This is a genomic window from Candidatus Villigracilis proximus (assembly GCF_016717045.1).
GTDB lineage: Bacteria > Chloroflexota > Anaerolineae > Anaerolineales > Villigracilaceae > Villigracilis > Villigracilis proximus.
The window spans coordinates 34,970-50,546 of record NZ_JADJUO010000016.1 but is presented as its reverse complement, the minus strand read 5'-3'; the positions used below and the strand labels follow the sequence as shown (position 1 = coordinate 50,546).

Annotated in this window: 12 protein-coding genes and 2 pseudogenes; 10 read left to right on the top strand and 4 right to left on the bottom strand. The window is 48.8% G+C overall.

The window, feature by feature from the left end; all coding sequences use genetic code 11:
* The first annotated feature begins 54 nt into the window (after positions 1–54).
* The 6 genes from IPL71_RS16655 to IPL71_RS16630 all read left to right on the top strand — a co-directional run bounded on the left by IPL71_RS16655 (position 55) and on the right by IPL71_RS16630 (position 3,392).
* Positions 55–246 (top strand): hypothetical protein, encoded by a 192-nt coding sequence (locus tag IPL71_RS16655; RefSeq protein WP_345323571.1) that lies wholly within the window; start codon positions 55–57, stop codon positions 244–246.
* A 3-nt stretch (positions 247–249) separates the two neighbouring features.
* Positions 250–1,749 carry a murein biosynthesis integral membrane protein MurJ gene (murJ, locus tag IPL71_RS16650; RefSeq protein ID WP_345323569.1) on the top strand — a complete coding sequence of 500 codons (1,500 nt, stop codon included), beginning with the start codon at positions 250–252 and terminating at the stop codon, positions 1,747–1,749.
* Between the two features lie 107 nt (positions 1,750–1,856).
* Positions 1,857–2,642, top strand: a complete 786-nt coding sequence (locus IPL71_RS16645) for a hypothetical protein (protein ID WP_345323567.1) — start codon at positions 1,857–1,859, stop codon at positions 2,640–2,642.
* A complete protein-coding gene (locus tag IPL71_RS16640) occupies positions 2,624–2,884 on the top strand; it encodes a hypothetical protein (RefSeq protein ID WP_345323565.1) in 261 nt (86 codons plus the stop codon). The genes IPL71_RS16645 and IPL71_RS16640 overlap by 19 nt, the downstream gene beginning before the upstream one ends.
* A gap of 3 nt (positions 2,885–2,887) precedes the next feature.
* Positions 2,888–3,190, top strand: a complete 303-nt coding sequence (locus IPL71_RS16635; RefSeq protein ID WP_345323563.1) for a hypothetical protein — start codon at positions 2,888–2,890, stop codon at positions 3,188–3,190.
* A complete protein-coding gene (locus IPL71_RS16630; RefSeq protein ID WP_345323561.1) occupies positions 3,168–3,392 on the top strand; it encodes a hypothetical protein in 225 nt (74 codons plus the stop codon). Before IPL71_RS16635 ends, IPL71_RS16630 begins: the two co-directional genes overlap by 23 nt.
* Positions 3,393–3,511: 119 nt before the next feature.
* Here the strand turns inward: IPL71_RS16630 and rimO are convergent, their stop codons facing one another.
* The 3 genes from rimO to rplI are packed head-to-tail and all read right to left on the bottom strand — an operon-like array spanning position 3,512 to position 7,167.
* Positions 3,512–4,861 carry a 30S ribosomal protein S12 methylthiotransferase RimO gene (rimO, locus tag IPL71_RS16625; RefSeq protein ID WP_345323560.1) on the bottom strand — a complete coding sequence of 450 codons (1,350 nt, stop codon included), beginning with the start codon at positions 4,859–4,861 and terminating at the stop codon, positions 3,512–3,514.
* A 21-nt stretch (positions 4,862–4,882) separates the two neighbouring features.
* Positions 4,883–6,556, bottom strand: a complete 1,674-nt coding sequence (locus tag IPL71_RS16620; protein ID WP_345323558.1) for a helix-turn-helix domain-containing protein — start codon at positions 6,554–6,556, stop codon at positions 4,883–4,885.
* Positions 6,557–6,585: 29 nt separating this feature from the next.
* Positions 6,586–7,167 carry a 50S ribosomal protein L9 gene (gene rplI / locus IPL71_RS16615; protein WP_345323556.1) on the bottom strand — a complete coding sequence of 194 codons (582 nt, stop codon included), beginning with the start codon at positions 7,165–7,167 and terminating at the stop codon, positions 6,586–6,588.
* 130 nt (positions 7,168–7,297) lie between these two features.
* On the opposite strand from rplI, the gene IPL71_RS16610 reads away from it, so the two are divergent.
* The 4 genes and pseudogenes from IPL71_RS16610 to lysA all read left to right on the top strand — a co-directional run bounded on the left by IPL71_RS16610 (position 7,298) and on the right by lysA (position 11,556).
* On the top strand, positions 7,298–7,675 hold the full coding sequence (locus tag IPL71_RS16610) for an FtsB family cell division protein (RefSeq protein ID WP_345323554.1): 378 nt from the start codon (positions 7,298–7,300) through the stop codon (positions 7,673–7,675).
* Between the two features lie 40 nt (positions 7,676–7,715).
* Positions 7,716–8,539 (top strand): annotated as a pseudogene (locus IPL71_RS16600) (histidine kinase N-terminal 7TM domain-containing protein).
* Positions 8,536–10,254 carry a sensor domain-containing diguanylate cyclase gene (locus tag IPL71_RS16595; protein WP_345323548.1) on the top strand — a complete coding sequence of 573 codons (1,719 nt, stop codon included), beginning with the start codon at positions 8,536–8,538 and terminating at the stop codon, positions 10,252–10,254. Before IPL71_RS16600 ends, IPL71_RS16595 begins: the two are co-directional and overlap by 4 nt.
* On the top strand, positions 10,255–11,556 hold the full coding sequence (lysA, locus tag IPL71_RS16590) for a diaminopimelate decarboxylase (protein WP_345323546.1): 1,302 nt from the start codon (positions 10,255–10,257) through the stop codon (positions 11,554–11,556). It begins immediately after the preceding gene.
* Here the strand turns inward: lysA and IPL71_RS16585 are convergent.
* Positions 11,553–15,559 (bottom strand): annotated as a pseudogene (locus IPL71_RS16585) (GAF domain-containing protein). The gene lysA and the pseudogene IPL71_RS16585 overlap by 4 nt on opposite strands.
* Between the last annotated feature and the right edge of the window lie 18 nt (positions 15,560–15,577).

Genomic DNA, 15,577 nt, shown 5'->3' with positions numbered 1-15,577 from the left:
GTATTACGTCCTTCGACTATGCCGCTCAGGATGTAATACAAAATTGGAGAAACCATGAACGAACAAAATGAAAAGATTTGCTTGAACTGCAACCGTACAGATGAACAGGTGCCGCTATTACACTTAACATTTAAGAGTGAAGCAAAATATATTTGCGCACAATGCCTGCCGGTCTTGATCCATAAGACTCATTTACTGGCTGATAAATTGCCCGGCATGGAAATCGCGCCGCCCGCGGATCATTAATCAATGAATAAACTTTCACGCCTTACCCGTAATTCGCTGACCATCGCGTTTTTGTTCCTATTCGACAAGGTGATCGCTTTTTATCGCACGCGCATTATTACAACTCAGTATTCCACTGACGTGCAATTGTTGGATACCTTCAACGCCGCAAATAATTTACCGGATGTGCTGTTCGCGCTGATCTCCGGCGGCGCGCTGGCGATGGCGTTCATTCCCTTGCTGACGGAATATCTCACCACCAAAGACCGCGCCGCCGCATGGGATTTGTTTTCACGGGTGGCGAATGTTGCCTTTCTGGTAACGACTTCCTTTGCGATCGTGATCAGTATTTTTGCGGTTCCAATTGCGAAGCTGGGTATTGCGCCGGGTTTTAGTGATGAACAACTTACCTTGCTGGCTGAGTTGATGCGGCTCAATTTGATCGGCACGGTGATCTTTTCGGTCAGCGGACTGGTGGCTGCTTCATTGCAAGCGAATCAACATTTTATTTTTCCTGCGCTCGCACCCAGTTTATACAATGTGGGACAGATCATCGGCGCGATCTATTTTGTGCCGCGCTTCGGTATTCGCGGGCTGGTGTATGGTGTGATCCTCGGCGCTGCGTTTCATTTGCTGATTCAATTGCCCGCACTTTTTAAGTTTGGCTTCCGCTGGACTCCATCTTTAGACATACGTCACATAGGGTTGATCGAAGCGTTGAAGTTGATGGCGCCGCGCTTGCTTACGATGGGCGGGATTCAATTCATTGTGCTTGCACGTGATAATCTGGCTTCGCGGCTTGATCAAGTAGGCGCAGTCTCTTCACTCACCTACGGCTGGATGATCATGCAAGTACCTGAGACCATTCTCGGTACGGCGATTGCCACAGCCATGCTGCCTACACTTTCAGAGTTCGCGGCTCGCGGCGACTGGGCAGGTTTCCGCTCAACGATAGAACGCGCTCTGCGGGTTTTGATCTCGCTCACCATTCCCATCGCAGCAGTCATGTCGGCTGGGATTCATCCACTGGTGCGCGGATTCTTCGGTTTCGATGAAGCCACTTCCACACTGGTCACATGGACAACCCGCGCCTATTTAATGACACTGACAGGTTTCACCATTCACGAGATCGCGGCGCGTTCGTTTTATGCGCGCAAGGAACCGATGTTTCCGTTATACGCTGTTATTCTGCGTCTGATCATGTTTTTAGGAATCGGCGCAGCAGGGTTAATATTTTTCAGGGAGATCGGCGCGCCGGTCATTGCCTTTGCAGAAATCACGCTTTTAATAGAAGCCATCATTTTATTCGGCTGGCTGTCCAAACGCACACATGAACCGATCCATGTCGGCGGAGCGGTTTTCAAGGGACTGATTGCAGCTGTGGTCGGCGGCGTGATCACGTATTTCATCGCTTTATATTTGCCCGGCGGGGCGATCGTCACTGCGTTAATCGGCATGTTCATCGGCGGACTTGCTGCTCTGGCAATTGTCTGGTCTGATGCGAAACAGATCTTTAATTTGTAAATAAAAATTTAGTTATCCCCAAAGGTCTTTAAAACCTTTGGGGATCATTTGATAAATCAAAAATAAGTGGTTTTTTGAGCAATTCAAAGGGAAGTATAATAATTATTATGTCTGAAAATATTGAAAGCACACAACCTTCTCTACCCATCAAAGAAGATGATACACAGCCGTTTAAACCCGTGAAGAAACCCACACGCTGGAAGTCCATGCTTATTAGCATCCTCGGCTTTCTGCTGTTGATCGGGCTGGGCGCATTCGGCGGCTACTCCTCCGGCATCGGTGACCGCAAAGCGGCGGAATACGACATCGTATCAAAACAACTTTCCGAACAATACACATTCGCATTGGTGGATATTGAATCCGGCCGCTACGAAGCTGCGATTCAGCGCCTTGAATTCATCATTGCCAATGACCCGAGTTATCCGGGTGTACAGCAAAAACTAACCGAAGTATTGGTCATTAGCGTCATCCCCACTCCCACCACCACACCCACACTAACCGCCACTCCCGATTTCAGCGGCGCCGAAAGTGCCTATCAACGCTCGCAACAACTTATCAACGCACAGGATTGGCCGGGCGCATTGGCCGCTCTGGATACAATCCGCAAACTGGATAACACCTACAAAACTGCGCAAGTGGACGGGATGTATTATTTCGCTCTGCGCAATTACGGTTACGCTCTGATCACCCAACAGGGCAATCTTGAAGGCGGTATCTATCAACTAACGCTTGCCGAACGCTTTGGCCCCTGGACAACACCGCCAATGGACTGCGCGAAGGCGCACGCATGTATATCATTGGCGCAAGTTTCTGGGAATTGGACTGGAAACAGGCGGTTGATTATTTCTATCAAGTCGGCAACGGCTGGCCTGCCATGTGGGACGGCACAATGACCGCCTCCGAACGCTTATATATCGCATCCATGCGCTATGGTGATGATCTTTATAATCGTCAGGCGTTCTGTGAAGCCTATGACATATATAAAAGCGCTCAAGCAATTGGCAATCTGGATAGTACCGCCGCAAGAAATTCGGCTGATGCTTTTAATCAATGCTACCCGCCCACACCCACACTTGAGGTTTTTCCCACCACCGAAGTTATCCTCCCGACCGATGTGCCTACTGTCGGCCCATAAAATATGACAACCCCTCCCACATGGATCATAGCGCTGATCTACTGGCTGCACATGCTCGCAACCGTCGCATGGATCGGAAGCCTCGCCGCCATCAACCTGCTCGTCCTCCCCGCATCACAGCGGACCTTGAAACTGGTCGACCAACTCAGCTTTATCGCCGCTGTTCAAAAGAGACTCGAACCACTTGCGTGGTTCTGCATGGGATTACTATTGGTAACCGGTTTATTTCAACTAAGCACCAGCCCGCATTACGACGGCTTTCTCTCTCAGCACGCAATGGTCATTGTCCATTCTTATCAAACATAGTCTGGCCGCCATCATGGCAGTTGTCAGCGCCATTCAAACCTGGGAAGTGTTGCCCGCCATCCATCGCACATTGATGAAAAAAGAAAATGCAGATGCCGGCGAACTGGCAAAACTTCAACGCCGCGAATTGATCCTGCTCAGGGTAAATCTAATTCTCTCAGCATTGATCCTCGGCGCAACTGCTTTTGCAAGAACGTCATAAACAACAAAAAATCCGCTGTCTTGTTGACAGCGGATTTTTTGACAACTTATTCTACATCCTCCCGAAAAATCATCGGGACCATGCGAGCGGAGCCGAAGAACGGTTAAATCTACCAGCCGTTATAACTTGATCAACGGCTGAGTCGCCAACACACCGGTTAGGTCATAAGCCATTGCGCCACCGATTCTCACCGGCACAATATCACCGATCTTTGCCTGTCCTTCAATGAAAACCATACCATCAATTTCAGGTGCATCACGATAGGAACGACCAATCGAAATGCCGTTATCAAAGCCCTCAACCAGCACATCCAAAGTCTTGCCTACATACGATTGATTGACCTGCAAAGAAATCGTCTGCTGTAATTCCATCAAACGCTCATAACGCTCCTGCTTCACTTCAGCAGGCACGGGGTCACCCAGCGGCGCCGAAGTTGTCCCTGCCTCAAACGAAAACTGGAACGCACCCACCCGGTCAAAGCGGATCTCCTTCACAAAATCATACAAGGCTTGATATTCCTCATCCGTCTCACCCGGATAACCCACCAGAAAAGTCGTGCGAATGGAAAGATCGGAAATGGTGGAACGCATTTTCGCCAATGTCTTATGTACCCATTCAATATTAGACGGACGTTTCATGCGATACAAAGTGTCATGATGCGCATGTTGCAGCGGCATATCCAGATATGGCAGAATCTGCTTGCGGGTTGCCATCACTTCGATCAGACGATCAGTCACATACCCCGGATAGGCATACATCACACGCACCCAATCCATATCCGGCACAGAATCGGTCAACTGCTCAAGCAAAATGGCAAGACCATCTTTCATGCCCAGATCATGGCCATAGTCGGTTGTATCCTGTGCGATCAACACCAATTCACGCACACCTGAGTCGCGTAACTTACGCGCTTCATTAATGATCGATTCAACCGGACGGGAAACTGCCGTGCCCTTGATCAGCGGAATGGCGCAAAATGCACATGGGCGTCGGCAGCCATCGGCCACTTTGAGATATGCGCTCGCCCCGGCTACACTGACACGCAGCGCATTATTTTCATCCGTACCAACAGTTGCATCGTCGGGTAAATGATAGAGCGGTTCAGGGCGTGGTCCCTTGCGCACTTCGCGCACCACCTGCACAATATCCATCCAGCGGCGCGTGCCGAGAATACCGTCAATGCCCTGCACCTTCTGCGCCACTTCCACACCATAGCGCTGTGTCAGACAGCCCGCCGCGATCAGCACCTGCCCGCTATGTTTTGATTTGGCAAGTTCACCCAACACACGATAAGATTCTTCCTTCGCCGGACCGATAAATCCGCAGGTGTTCACGATCAACACAGCGGCCTGATCGGGATCGTCCATTGAAAGATAACCATCCCGCAGCAACAACTGCGCCATCGAATCAGAATCGACTGTGTTTTTTGCACAACCAAGTGAAACCAAATGAAATGTATTTTTTGACATCTTATTTTCCTAACTATAAAATTATTTTGCAGTCACTATCCACCAGCAGGCGGCGTAACTGTGGGGGTAAAAGTAGGTGTAGACGTGGGGAGTCGCTGTATCGGTAACTGGCAATGTATTCGTCGGCGTCGGCGGAATGGTCGCAGTCGGCGTCACTACCCCCGAGATCAAATAAACTCGATTAACCACTTCCCCAATACCGCCCATCAAACCCAGATCGCGCCCGTTATATGTAACGCGCAGCGCGGCGGCATTGCCGGTCAAAATAACCACCTGATCCACCGCATCAAAAACCTTCGTCTCACGCGGTGAAATGCGTCCTTCAAACTTAATCTCTCCATCCGCTGAAACACGGATAAAAGCCCGCTCCACTGCGAAAATACTGACCACCACATTGGCATTCTCATCAGGGATCGGCAGCGCCTCCAAAGTAGTGGCGCCGTCTACCAGCGGAGTCTCGGCAGGGAAAGCAGTCAGATCCAGCGTAGCTGTTGGTGAAGGTGTACCGTCCAATATATTAATCGCAGGCACAGTCACTTCAACATTCGACTCTTCCTGAGAATTAACCACACGCCCCACACCCCAGATCGCCAGCGCCGCCAAAATCGCGATCATCACCATACCGAAGATCAAATCACCTGCAATAAAACTCCGCAAAAACGGCATGGAGGTAATCACTTCTGTTTGAATTTTTTCACGCGGTGTTTCTGCGTATTTCTCATAACGCCGCGCCTGCAGCCCATCTGCAAAACGCAGCAAAATGGTATCTGTATTCAGATCAAGAAATGTTGCGTAGTTTGCCAGCATACCGCGCGTCTGCACCGGCGACGGTAATTTATCAAACGCACCCTCTTCCAATGCCTTAATAAAAGCCGCACGCAATTTTGTATGACGCTCCACTTCATCAAACGTCAGGCTGATCAACTCGCGCCGTTCGCGCAATTGCCGCCCGATCTCGGCAAAGATCACATCAGCAGGCTGAGACGGAATATTTTTCTGCGCCTCAGGTTCAACCATCACAGGGATTTCAGACTCTGGTTGTGGTTCTTTTTTTTCAAAGCGGAATCGGAAGATGGACCTGAGCTTTGAGAATAGACCCGGCTCCGCTTCATTCTTAACCTCAACCTGCTCTGCCTCAACCGGCTGAATCAGCTCTTCGGCTTTGATCTCCACCACAGGTTCCACAATCACCGGCTGTGAAATTTCTTCCACCACATCCAAAACATCTGCTTTCTTTTTCTTCCTGCCGCGCGGCTTGGGCTGTTCAACTTCAACTGCAAGCACAGCGGGCGCGGGGTCTTGGGGAATCTCCACCTCAGGCGCTGACTCTGCTTTCGGACGGCGGCCCAACAATGAGCTTAAGAAAGACTGCGCCGGTTTTTCATCCTCAACTTCAACCAATGGCGGAATCTCCGTCTCAACCAAATTCACTTGAGGCAAAGGTCCGCTGACTTCAACCGGCTGAATATTGCGTTGAATTTCAGCGATCATCTCGTCAACATTTAATTCGAGATACTCAGCATAGTTGCGCAGAAAGCCGCGCCCCTGCGCCGCAGACGGCATGACAGAATAATCATCTGACTCCAATGCCTGCAAAAAGACAATGCGAATACGCGTGGCCGCTGACGCTTTTTCAAGTGTCAGAAAACGGGCTTCGCGTTCTTTTTTTAATTGCTGGCCTATGGATGCAAACATGAATATATTTTACTGCCTATTACACAACATCACCGACTTGCGCCGGTGATGTTTGTATATTGCTTATTCGGCTGTGGCGGCTGGTTCTTCTGCAGCAGCTTCTTCTTTGCCTTGCTTTTCTTTGGCTTTTCAGCGGCTTCGGGTTCGGCGTGTTCTGTTGCGCTTTCAATGCTTTCCCCTTCACGATGGACGATGATCTTGATTTCAGGAACCAGGTCCATGGTCAGGCGGATGTGAGCGACGAATTCACCGAGGTTGCGAATGGGTTGAATATCCACTTGCTGGCGTTTCACTTCAAAGCGGACTTTTTCAGTGAGCGCGCTGGCAACATCCTGTGTAGTGATGGAGCCGTAGAGTTTGCCGGTATCGCCTGCTTTTGCAGCGAAAGTGAGGACTACGTCCTTGATCTGGTCGGCAAGACCCTTGAGTTCGTTATTTTGTGAGCTGCGACGGACTTCAGCCTGTGCCTTGATCTTCTGCACCTGCTTTAATGCGCCTTCTGTGGCGAGCACGGCCAATCCCTGAGGAATGAGGAAGTTGCGGCCATAACCATCAGCCACTTTCTTGATATCCCCGGCGCGCCCCAATTTGTAAACGTCTTTAACAAGCATGATTTTCATGTTCTTTAAGCCCTTTTCTATTTGAGAGTCAGAACGAAGGGTACTACGCTCTGCGGGAGAAGATTGTACCATAAAGAAATTTTTTCTTGTCAACGCGGGGAATTCCGATTAAGATAAAGCCATGCCAACTCTTCCTCTTAATCTTAGACGCGCAGCGACCTTTCTGGGTGTGTTTCTCCTGATCATGGTTGTGATCGAATTCAATACACGCCTTGAAGAGTTAAACCGTTTAAACGATCAGCGCGAAGAAGTACGCGCTGTTGCCACACAAGCCATACAAACCCAGATGGCGTTGAAAACACAGGTGGCGTATGCCGGGTCAACTGCAGCGGTGGAGGAATGGGCACGCACGGAAGGCCACTATGTGCGGGAAGGCGATCAACCCGTTATTCCTGTTGGGCAACCCGGCAGCGCGCCTGTGATCGTTGCCACCCCAATGCCCCTCCCCACCCCAATGCAAAACTGGGAGGTATGGTGGAAATTATTCTTCGGCAAATAAAATTTCCTTTTACGGGGTCAATACATTAACTTTAATTTTCATGTTGACCTTTTTACTGATCTATTCCGTTCTTCTTGGACTATTGATTGTCCTTATCGCCGGTATCGCCTATCGCGCGCTTTTTGAATGGGAAAAGCCGGGTTCGCGCACACTAGGCTTTATGATGTTATCGATGCTGGTCTGGGCGGTTTTTTATTTTCTTGAGATCGGCATCCCCTCTCTTCCGTTTAAGATCCTTTCCAGAAAAATTCTATACCTTGGAATGACCACATCTGCGCCGCTCTGGCTTGGGTTTGCTTTAAGATATACAGGCCTGAACCCATGGTGAAACCGCGTGGACGCATCTTTATTCTGACAATTCCCGCCGGTATTTTATTTTTACTCGGACTCTCCAACGAATCACATCATTTGATCTGGCGCACAATGAGCCTGCCTGCGAACGGCAATTTTGGTCCGCTGCAGCTTACTTATGGGCCTGCATTCTGGTTTTATGCAATAATTTGCTACACGCTGATCGCAATCGGAATTCTCGTCTACCTTACCGCGTATTTGCGCTCGCCCAAGAATTTACGCAAACAAACCAGTCTGATGTTATTAGGCGGGTTTGTCACCGCAGCACCCAATATATTCTTCCTGGCTGGTATTTTTCCAAATAATATAGACCCCACTCCGCTCTCGTTCCTGCTTTCAGCGCCTTTATTTGCCGTTGCGTTGTTCCGTTTTGGTTTACTTAATCTCTTCCCAATTGCCGCGCCCATGATCATTGAAAACCTGCGCGATGCCATTCTGGTCGTAAATGAGCAGGACATCATCACCAACATTAACCTCGCTGGAAAAAATGGCTGGATACAGATAAAGAAGTGATCGGTCTGTCCATCTTTGATATTCTGCCGGAGCCAGAGAAATTCAAAACGGAATGGAATACTTTAAGCACAAAAATAAAACTAAAACAAAATAAAAACGGAAGGCACTTATGGTCTGAATCCACGATCACCAAATTATACAAGGACGACAAGACCTTCCTTGGGCGCGTCCTTGTCGTCCATAACACCACACAGGAACAGGAACTGCTTGAAGAGGAATTCCGCCGCTCTGCCCAGCTTGGGCTTTTGGAAGAAGTAGGCCGGCAGATCGCTGCCAGCTTTGACGAACAGGAAATATTACAAAAAGCCATCGACGCGGTCGTTGATCGGTTTGGCTACGCAGAGGCTGCGATCTCCCTATTGGTCAACGATAATCTACTCAAAGTCACAGCGATCAATGGTTCACAGGATTTTGGATACAGACCCGGGTTTCAGCAAAAAATGGGAGAAGGGATCATTGGGCACACAGCAAAAATGCGAACAACCTATGTAGCCAATGAAATCTTCAATGACCCTTATTATTTTTCAACCGATAAGCGCCACGGTTCTGCAATGGGAATTGCGATCTTAAACAACAAAAACCTACTTGGGGTTTTATATATTGAAAGCGTCAGATCTGATGATTTCAGCGCGGCTGATGTTCAAACCATGGAAACCCTTGCTAATCAATTATCCGCTTCAATTCAGCGGGCAAGGCTTTATGCCAGCACACAGGAACATTTACGGGTCATGTCTGCGGTGCAATCCATTTCAGATGTGATCTCCAACTCGCTTGAATTGGAAGTCATTTTTGAATCTGTCGTAAAAGTTCTCAAGCGTTCTTTTGGATATACCCACATCAGCATTTACCAATTAAAGGAAGATCATCTTTATTTGGGCGCGCAGATCGGATATCCCGAAGAGCTGGTGATCCATAAAATCAGCATCAAGCAGGGCGTCAGTGGAAAAACAATCGAAACAAAAAAAGCTCAATTTATCGAAGATGTAACCAAGAACTCCAATTTTTTGCGGGCAGCAAATGATGTAACAAGTGAGATCTGTGTTCCGTTATTAAAAGAAAGCGCCGTACTCGGCACCTTGAATGTGGAGGGGAACGCCAGCACCCCGCTTACACAGGCAGATGTGGATATGCTCATCACCATTGCAAGTCCGATCGCGCTGGCCGTGGATAATGCCCGTCTGCACGCCCAGGTAAAAGCCATCGCCATGACAGACGCCGTCAGCGGCCTCTCGAATCGCCACGCATTTGAAGAAGCGCTCCTCGCAGAAGTACAACGCTCCATGCGCGTCAACACTCCGCTCTCGCTGATCATTTTCGATATTGATTCATTCAAAGATTACAACGATAAATGGGGCCACCCCGCAGGAGATACACGGCTTAAAGCAACTGCCAATCTCATCCGCGACAATCTAAGAAAATACGATATTGCCGCGCGCTATGGCGGCGATGAATTCGCGATCATTCTGCCAAACACAAACAAAACCGGCGCGTTGATATTTGCAAAACGTCTGTTAGCCGCAGCACAAGCCGGCGCGCCTGACTCTGAAATTGCAATTCAGAACAAAGGAATCTCTGGTTACACATTGAGCATCGGGATCGCAACCTTTCCAGAAGATGCACATTCACTGACCACCCTGTTACTCGCGGCTGACCAGGCTGAATTAACAGCGAAGCGGCTCGGCAAAAATCAAATCTTTGTTGCAGGTGAAAAATAAATGAACCGTTTACAACTCTTCCCCGTCTCTGCCAAAATCGAAAATGAATCACTGACCATCGCCGGGCATTCGATCTCAACGCTCGCGGATTCATACGGAACCCCTTTATATCTTTACGACCGTGAGACGATGGACAACGCGGCAGGCGGATATAAATCCGCGCTCGCTTCGCACTACCCGATACCTGCTTCTGTTACCTATGCAGGAAAAGCCTACTTTTGTAAAGCCATCGCGCAATGGGTGGATTTGCATGGCCTATGGGCTGATTGCACCGGTGAAGGAGAGATTGCCATCGCCCGGGCTGGCGGCGTACCGCGTGAACATACGCTTGTGCATGGCGTGAATAAATCCACAGTGGATTTGGAATCGGCAATTCAATATGCAGGTACGATCGTTGTTGATAATTTAACAGAGCTCAAACGACTCTCAGAATTATTCGCCATGCATTCCTTAACCTTCCCTGATCTTTGGCTTCGCCTTTTACCCGGGGTTGCAGTTGAAACACATCATGCACACACACAGACCGGTCAACATGACAGCAAATTTGGCATGACCCGTGAAGAGATCATGGAAGCCGCGCAATTTTGTAAAATAAATAACCTGCCGTTAAAAGGCATTCATTTTCATCAAGGCTCCAACTTCCGTGATGCAAGTCCGCTCAAGGCTGCGATTGAACTGGGGCTTGATCTTGCCAAAGAAATCGGGCTGACAGATGATTGGCACTTTAGCCCGGGCGGCGGATGGGGTGTGGCCTATCACGAGGACGAACTTCCACAGCCGGATATTGATGAGTATGTGCGTGTGATCGCGGAGAATGTCATTGAAGGCTGCAAAGCGCGCAACCTTGCCCTCCCCCATTTGCATTTGGAACCCGGCCGCAGTTTGGTGGCACGGGCAGGTGTTGCTGTTTATAGAGTGGGGGCGATCAAAAAACGCGGCGATAAAATTTGGGTATTAACCGATGGCGGCATGACGGATAATCCGCGCCATGCAATGTATGGAGCAAGATACTCTTGTTTAACAGTATCAAGCCCGGGCGCGGAAAGAAGCGAGAAGGTGTCCATTGCGGGACCTTATTGTGAGTCAGGGGATGTGGTCATCGAGGATTTGCCGATGCCAAAGATCGAACCCGGAGCATTGATTGCCATTCCTGCTGCGGGCGCGTATCACTTGAGCATGTCGTCCAATTACAATGGCTCACGCAAACCGGCTGTTTTGTGGCTGGAAAATGGCGCGGTCAAATTAATGCAAAGACGGGAAACCATCGAAGACCTGATGCGCCGCGACGAAAATTTATTCTAAACTTCCAGCAGGAAAAATGCATCCACAATGCGCGGGTCAAATTGTTTGCCCGCGCGTTCGATTATATATTCACGGGTTTTTTCTTTTGACCACGCGGGGCGGTAAGGGCGGTCGGAAGTAAGCGCATCCCAGACATCGACAACTGTAAAAATACGGGCGGAGAGCGGAATTTGTTCACCTTTTAATTTGCGTGGATATCCGTTGCCGTCCCAATGTTCATGATGACAAAATGGAATATCAAGCGCAGGCTGTAAAATGGAATGGACGAAAGCATATCGTACGCGTATTGTGTGTGCTGTTCCATGATGAGACGCTCCTGAACAGTGAACGCGCCGGGTTTGTGTAGAATGGAATCTGGAATTCCCATTTTTCCAATGTCATGTAAAAGCGCGCCGCGCCGGATATGAATGATTTCACTTTCTGAAATACCAAGCGCGCGCGCCAGACTCAAGGTTAACTCGGTAACACGGCGTGTGTGGCCTTCGGTAATTTCATCACGCAGTTCAAGGGCACGCGCCCAGCCGGCGAGTGTATTGTCGTATGCCATGGCAAGTTCACCGGCATGTTGAAGTGTTTGCTCAAACAAGGTGGAACGATGAATGGCGCTGCTGGTCGTTTCTGCAAGGGCGATCAATAAGCGAATATCCGTTTCATTAAAGATGCGGGGAGTCAAAGACCAGATATGCATGATACCGATTATCTTTTCCTGATTGCGGAGTGGTAACGATATACCGCCATGCACGTGCTTAAGACGCTCACGCTCCCCTTCCAAAATTAAAATGATAGGGTCTTTTTGAATATCCTCAGTAAGATAAATTTCGCCGGTTAATGCAATACGGCCCGTGATTCCTTGATTGGGAAATTGACGCAGGAGCGATTCTTCCGGCGAGGGAAGATCAAACGGAGTATCTACAGCATACCAGCCGCGCGAGACGAATTCACCGGTTTCTGGTTCAAGCAGGAAGATGGATGCATAGTCTGCGTTGACTGCGCGCAAAGCCTGCCGCGCAAGGATCGGAACCATTTCCGTCACATTTTGCGCGGTCCGCAAGGCAGAAGAGGCGGAGGCCAGCGTTTCAAGTTCCATCGCGTGACGCCGCAGTTCCTCTTCAGCATGTTTGCGTTCGGTAATGTCTTGAAAAATAACTGTAAAAAAACTCTGACCGTCTATCTGGGACTGGGAAATAAAGCCTTCCATTGGAAATTCATCACCATTGGTTCGCAAACCGTATAACGTATCCAACAATCCTTTATTGCGGCTTGACATACCTGTATCAGCGTAATGACGAATATTATCCTCGTGCTTGTGACGAAAACGCTCCGGCATGAATTTTTCCAATCTTTGGCCGATCGCGTCGCTGGCCGAACAGCCAAAGATTCTTTCAGCAGATGGATTAAAAAGTATGATGCGTTGTTCTGCATCGATAGTGATAATACCGTTCAAGGCAGTTGTGATAACCGCCTCAAGGCGTGATTCATTTTCGCGTAATGCCTGCTCTGGATGTTTGCGTTCCGTGATGTCACGATAGTTCAAAACAACACCATGCAAATGCGGGTCATTCAACATATTATGACCTGTGGCTTCAAAATAGCGCCACTCCCCATCCTTTCGCAGCAAGCGATACTCAACGGTTCGGATCACCCCCGGAGTTTTCACACTCTCCGTAAATGTTTCCAACAGACGGGAACGATCCTGCGGGTCAATATATTGGAACACGGATTTTCCCATAATTTCATCGGGAGGATATCCGGTCAACTGCTCCTCTGAAGGAGCAATATAGCGGACGATGGCCTTTTCATCCAAAATGGCAACGCCGACGGCAGAATTTTCAATGAGTGCGCGGAAGTACGCCTCGCGCTGTTCCAATGCCTCAAACAACTTCACATTTTCAATAATACTGGCCGCATGACCCGCCATAGCCTGAGCCATGCGGATCTCAGCCAGCGTAAAATCTCGTTTTCTGCGGCTCTCCCAAATTTCAATATTGCCCAATAACTTTCCATGCGCCAGAATGGGCACAAACAACATGGACTGAATACCGTACTCTGCAAACTGTTCCCGTTCCTCTTTCGTCAGATTTTCAGAATCAGCATGCAGGGTGATGATCTTCCCTGCGATCATGGCATTAAGAACAGTGGAAAAATCACTGATGGAATAAAATTTACCAAGATCAGAATGGTTTTCCATGGGCAGGGCTGCACTGCTCCAATATTCGGCAGACACTTGCATCACAGACACAGACAAATCAATCGACATAATATTTCCGCTGGTGGCTTCAAGCGCTTCGACCATGTGATGTGCCAGTTTATTCAACAAAGCCGGCGGATCCATAATGCTGGAAGCCATATCCTGTGCCGCGGCATACATGCGCCCAAGTTCAACCGCCCTTTCGCGGGTGGCAGAGTCAAGGCGCGCCTTCAAAATGGCGAGCGCAATTTGTTTGGATATTAAGTCGCACAAGTCAACTTCATCCGGCATAAAGATATGCGCTTCACGAAAACCCATCACGAGCGTTCCAAGTTTCTGGTTATTGGCGATCAAAGGCAACCCCAATGCAGAACGAGCCGGGAACAAGGCAGCCACGCGGGGGCTGATATAAGGCGTATCCATAATGTCGTTCACTACCAACGCGCGGCCGCTTTCAAGAATGGATTTACTAAATATGCGATCGCCTGCTTCCAGGGTAATGTTGGATGAAAAAATTTCACGAAGTGAAGCTGAGCTGAAAAATTGCGCAGGCAATTGACTCGCTGAATCCCAGAGCGCAATATAGTATCCATCCGCGTTCATTACTTTTTCAAGACCGTCAATAAATCTTTGCAGCATGGTGTCAAAATCGGAAGTTTCAAGTGCGATCTGAGTGATCTCATTCAAAAGCGCCTGATGACGGGCGTATATTTGCAGACGCTTGTCTGACTCAAGATTTCCCAGCGCATACGCCAGGTCATCTGCCAGTTCCTGTAATAATTTGATCTCTTCATCATCGAACATTTCAGCATCGAGCGCATGATCCACAACCAGAACACCAAATATGCGTTCATCCCTCAAAAGCGGCAGAGAAATTGCAGAGCGCGCAGGATGTTTCTCACGGCGGGGGCAAATCAAACATGGATCTACATCAGCAGAAGCATCCACTCTCAAATATTTACGGGATCGAATTGCGATTGTTGCGCAGGAGAATTTCGCCTCTTCCTCGTTAATACTTATCGTAAACGGTTCGGAATCGACCGCATCTCCGGCAGATGCCGCCAATTTAAGTGTGACGCCATCGGCTTCCAATAGACCGATCCAGGCGAAGGAATATCCGCGCCCGGAGATGAGCTTTTCACAGGATTCAGAAAGTAATTTTTCCTGATCCTGTTCACGGACGATCAATTGATTGATATCGCTTATGGTGCGCAGTGTGCGGCTCAGGCGCTGTTCACGATTCAAAGAGGCGCGAGAATCAGACAACCCGGCATTTAACGTCTGTAAAAGATAGGAGATGGAAATCAAAGCGGCGATGCCCAGCACAAGAAAAACGATACCACCGCTTATCCACGCGCCTGAGTCTGTGGCATTGATCTGTCTTTCGGCAGGCACAACCAAAATCTCTGAAATTTGCAGTCCGCCAATGACTACCAGTGTCAAAAAAGTAAAAATAAAAGCGGGCAGGCTGTAACGCAGGTCAAAAAACACGGCCGATAATATGATAAATGTAAATAAGAACAAGCGTCCATCGCCGCTGAAAGATGAAAGCGCCATCCCTAGCACGCCAAGTATATAGAAAAGGAAAAGCAAAAGCCCTGCACGCTGCTCAAATTTTAGTGTTCGATTATCAAATGTAATAAAAACAAGAACGGCTGTTGCACCAAGATAAATAGAGACAACAAAAACGGCAATCGCAAGTGGATTCTCATAGAATTCTGCCTCACGATTGTATGTAGCAACCACGTTGTTAACCCCGCTCACCAAAGCAAACATCCAGATCACAAAAATGCCGCGCAATATCCCATTAAGCACGCGTACACGCCATTCGTA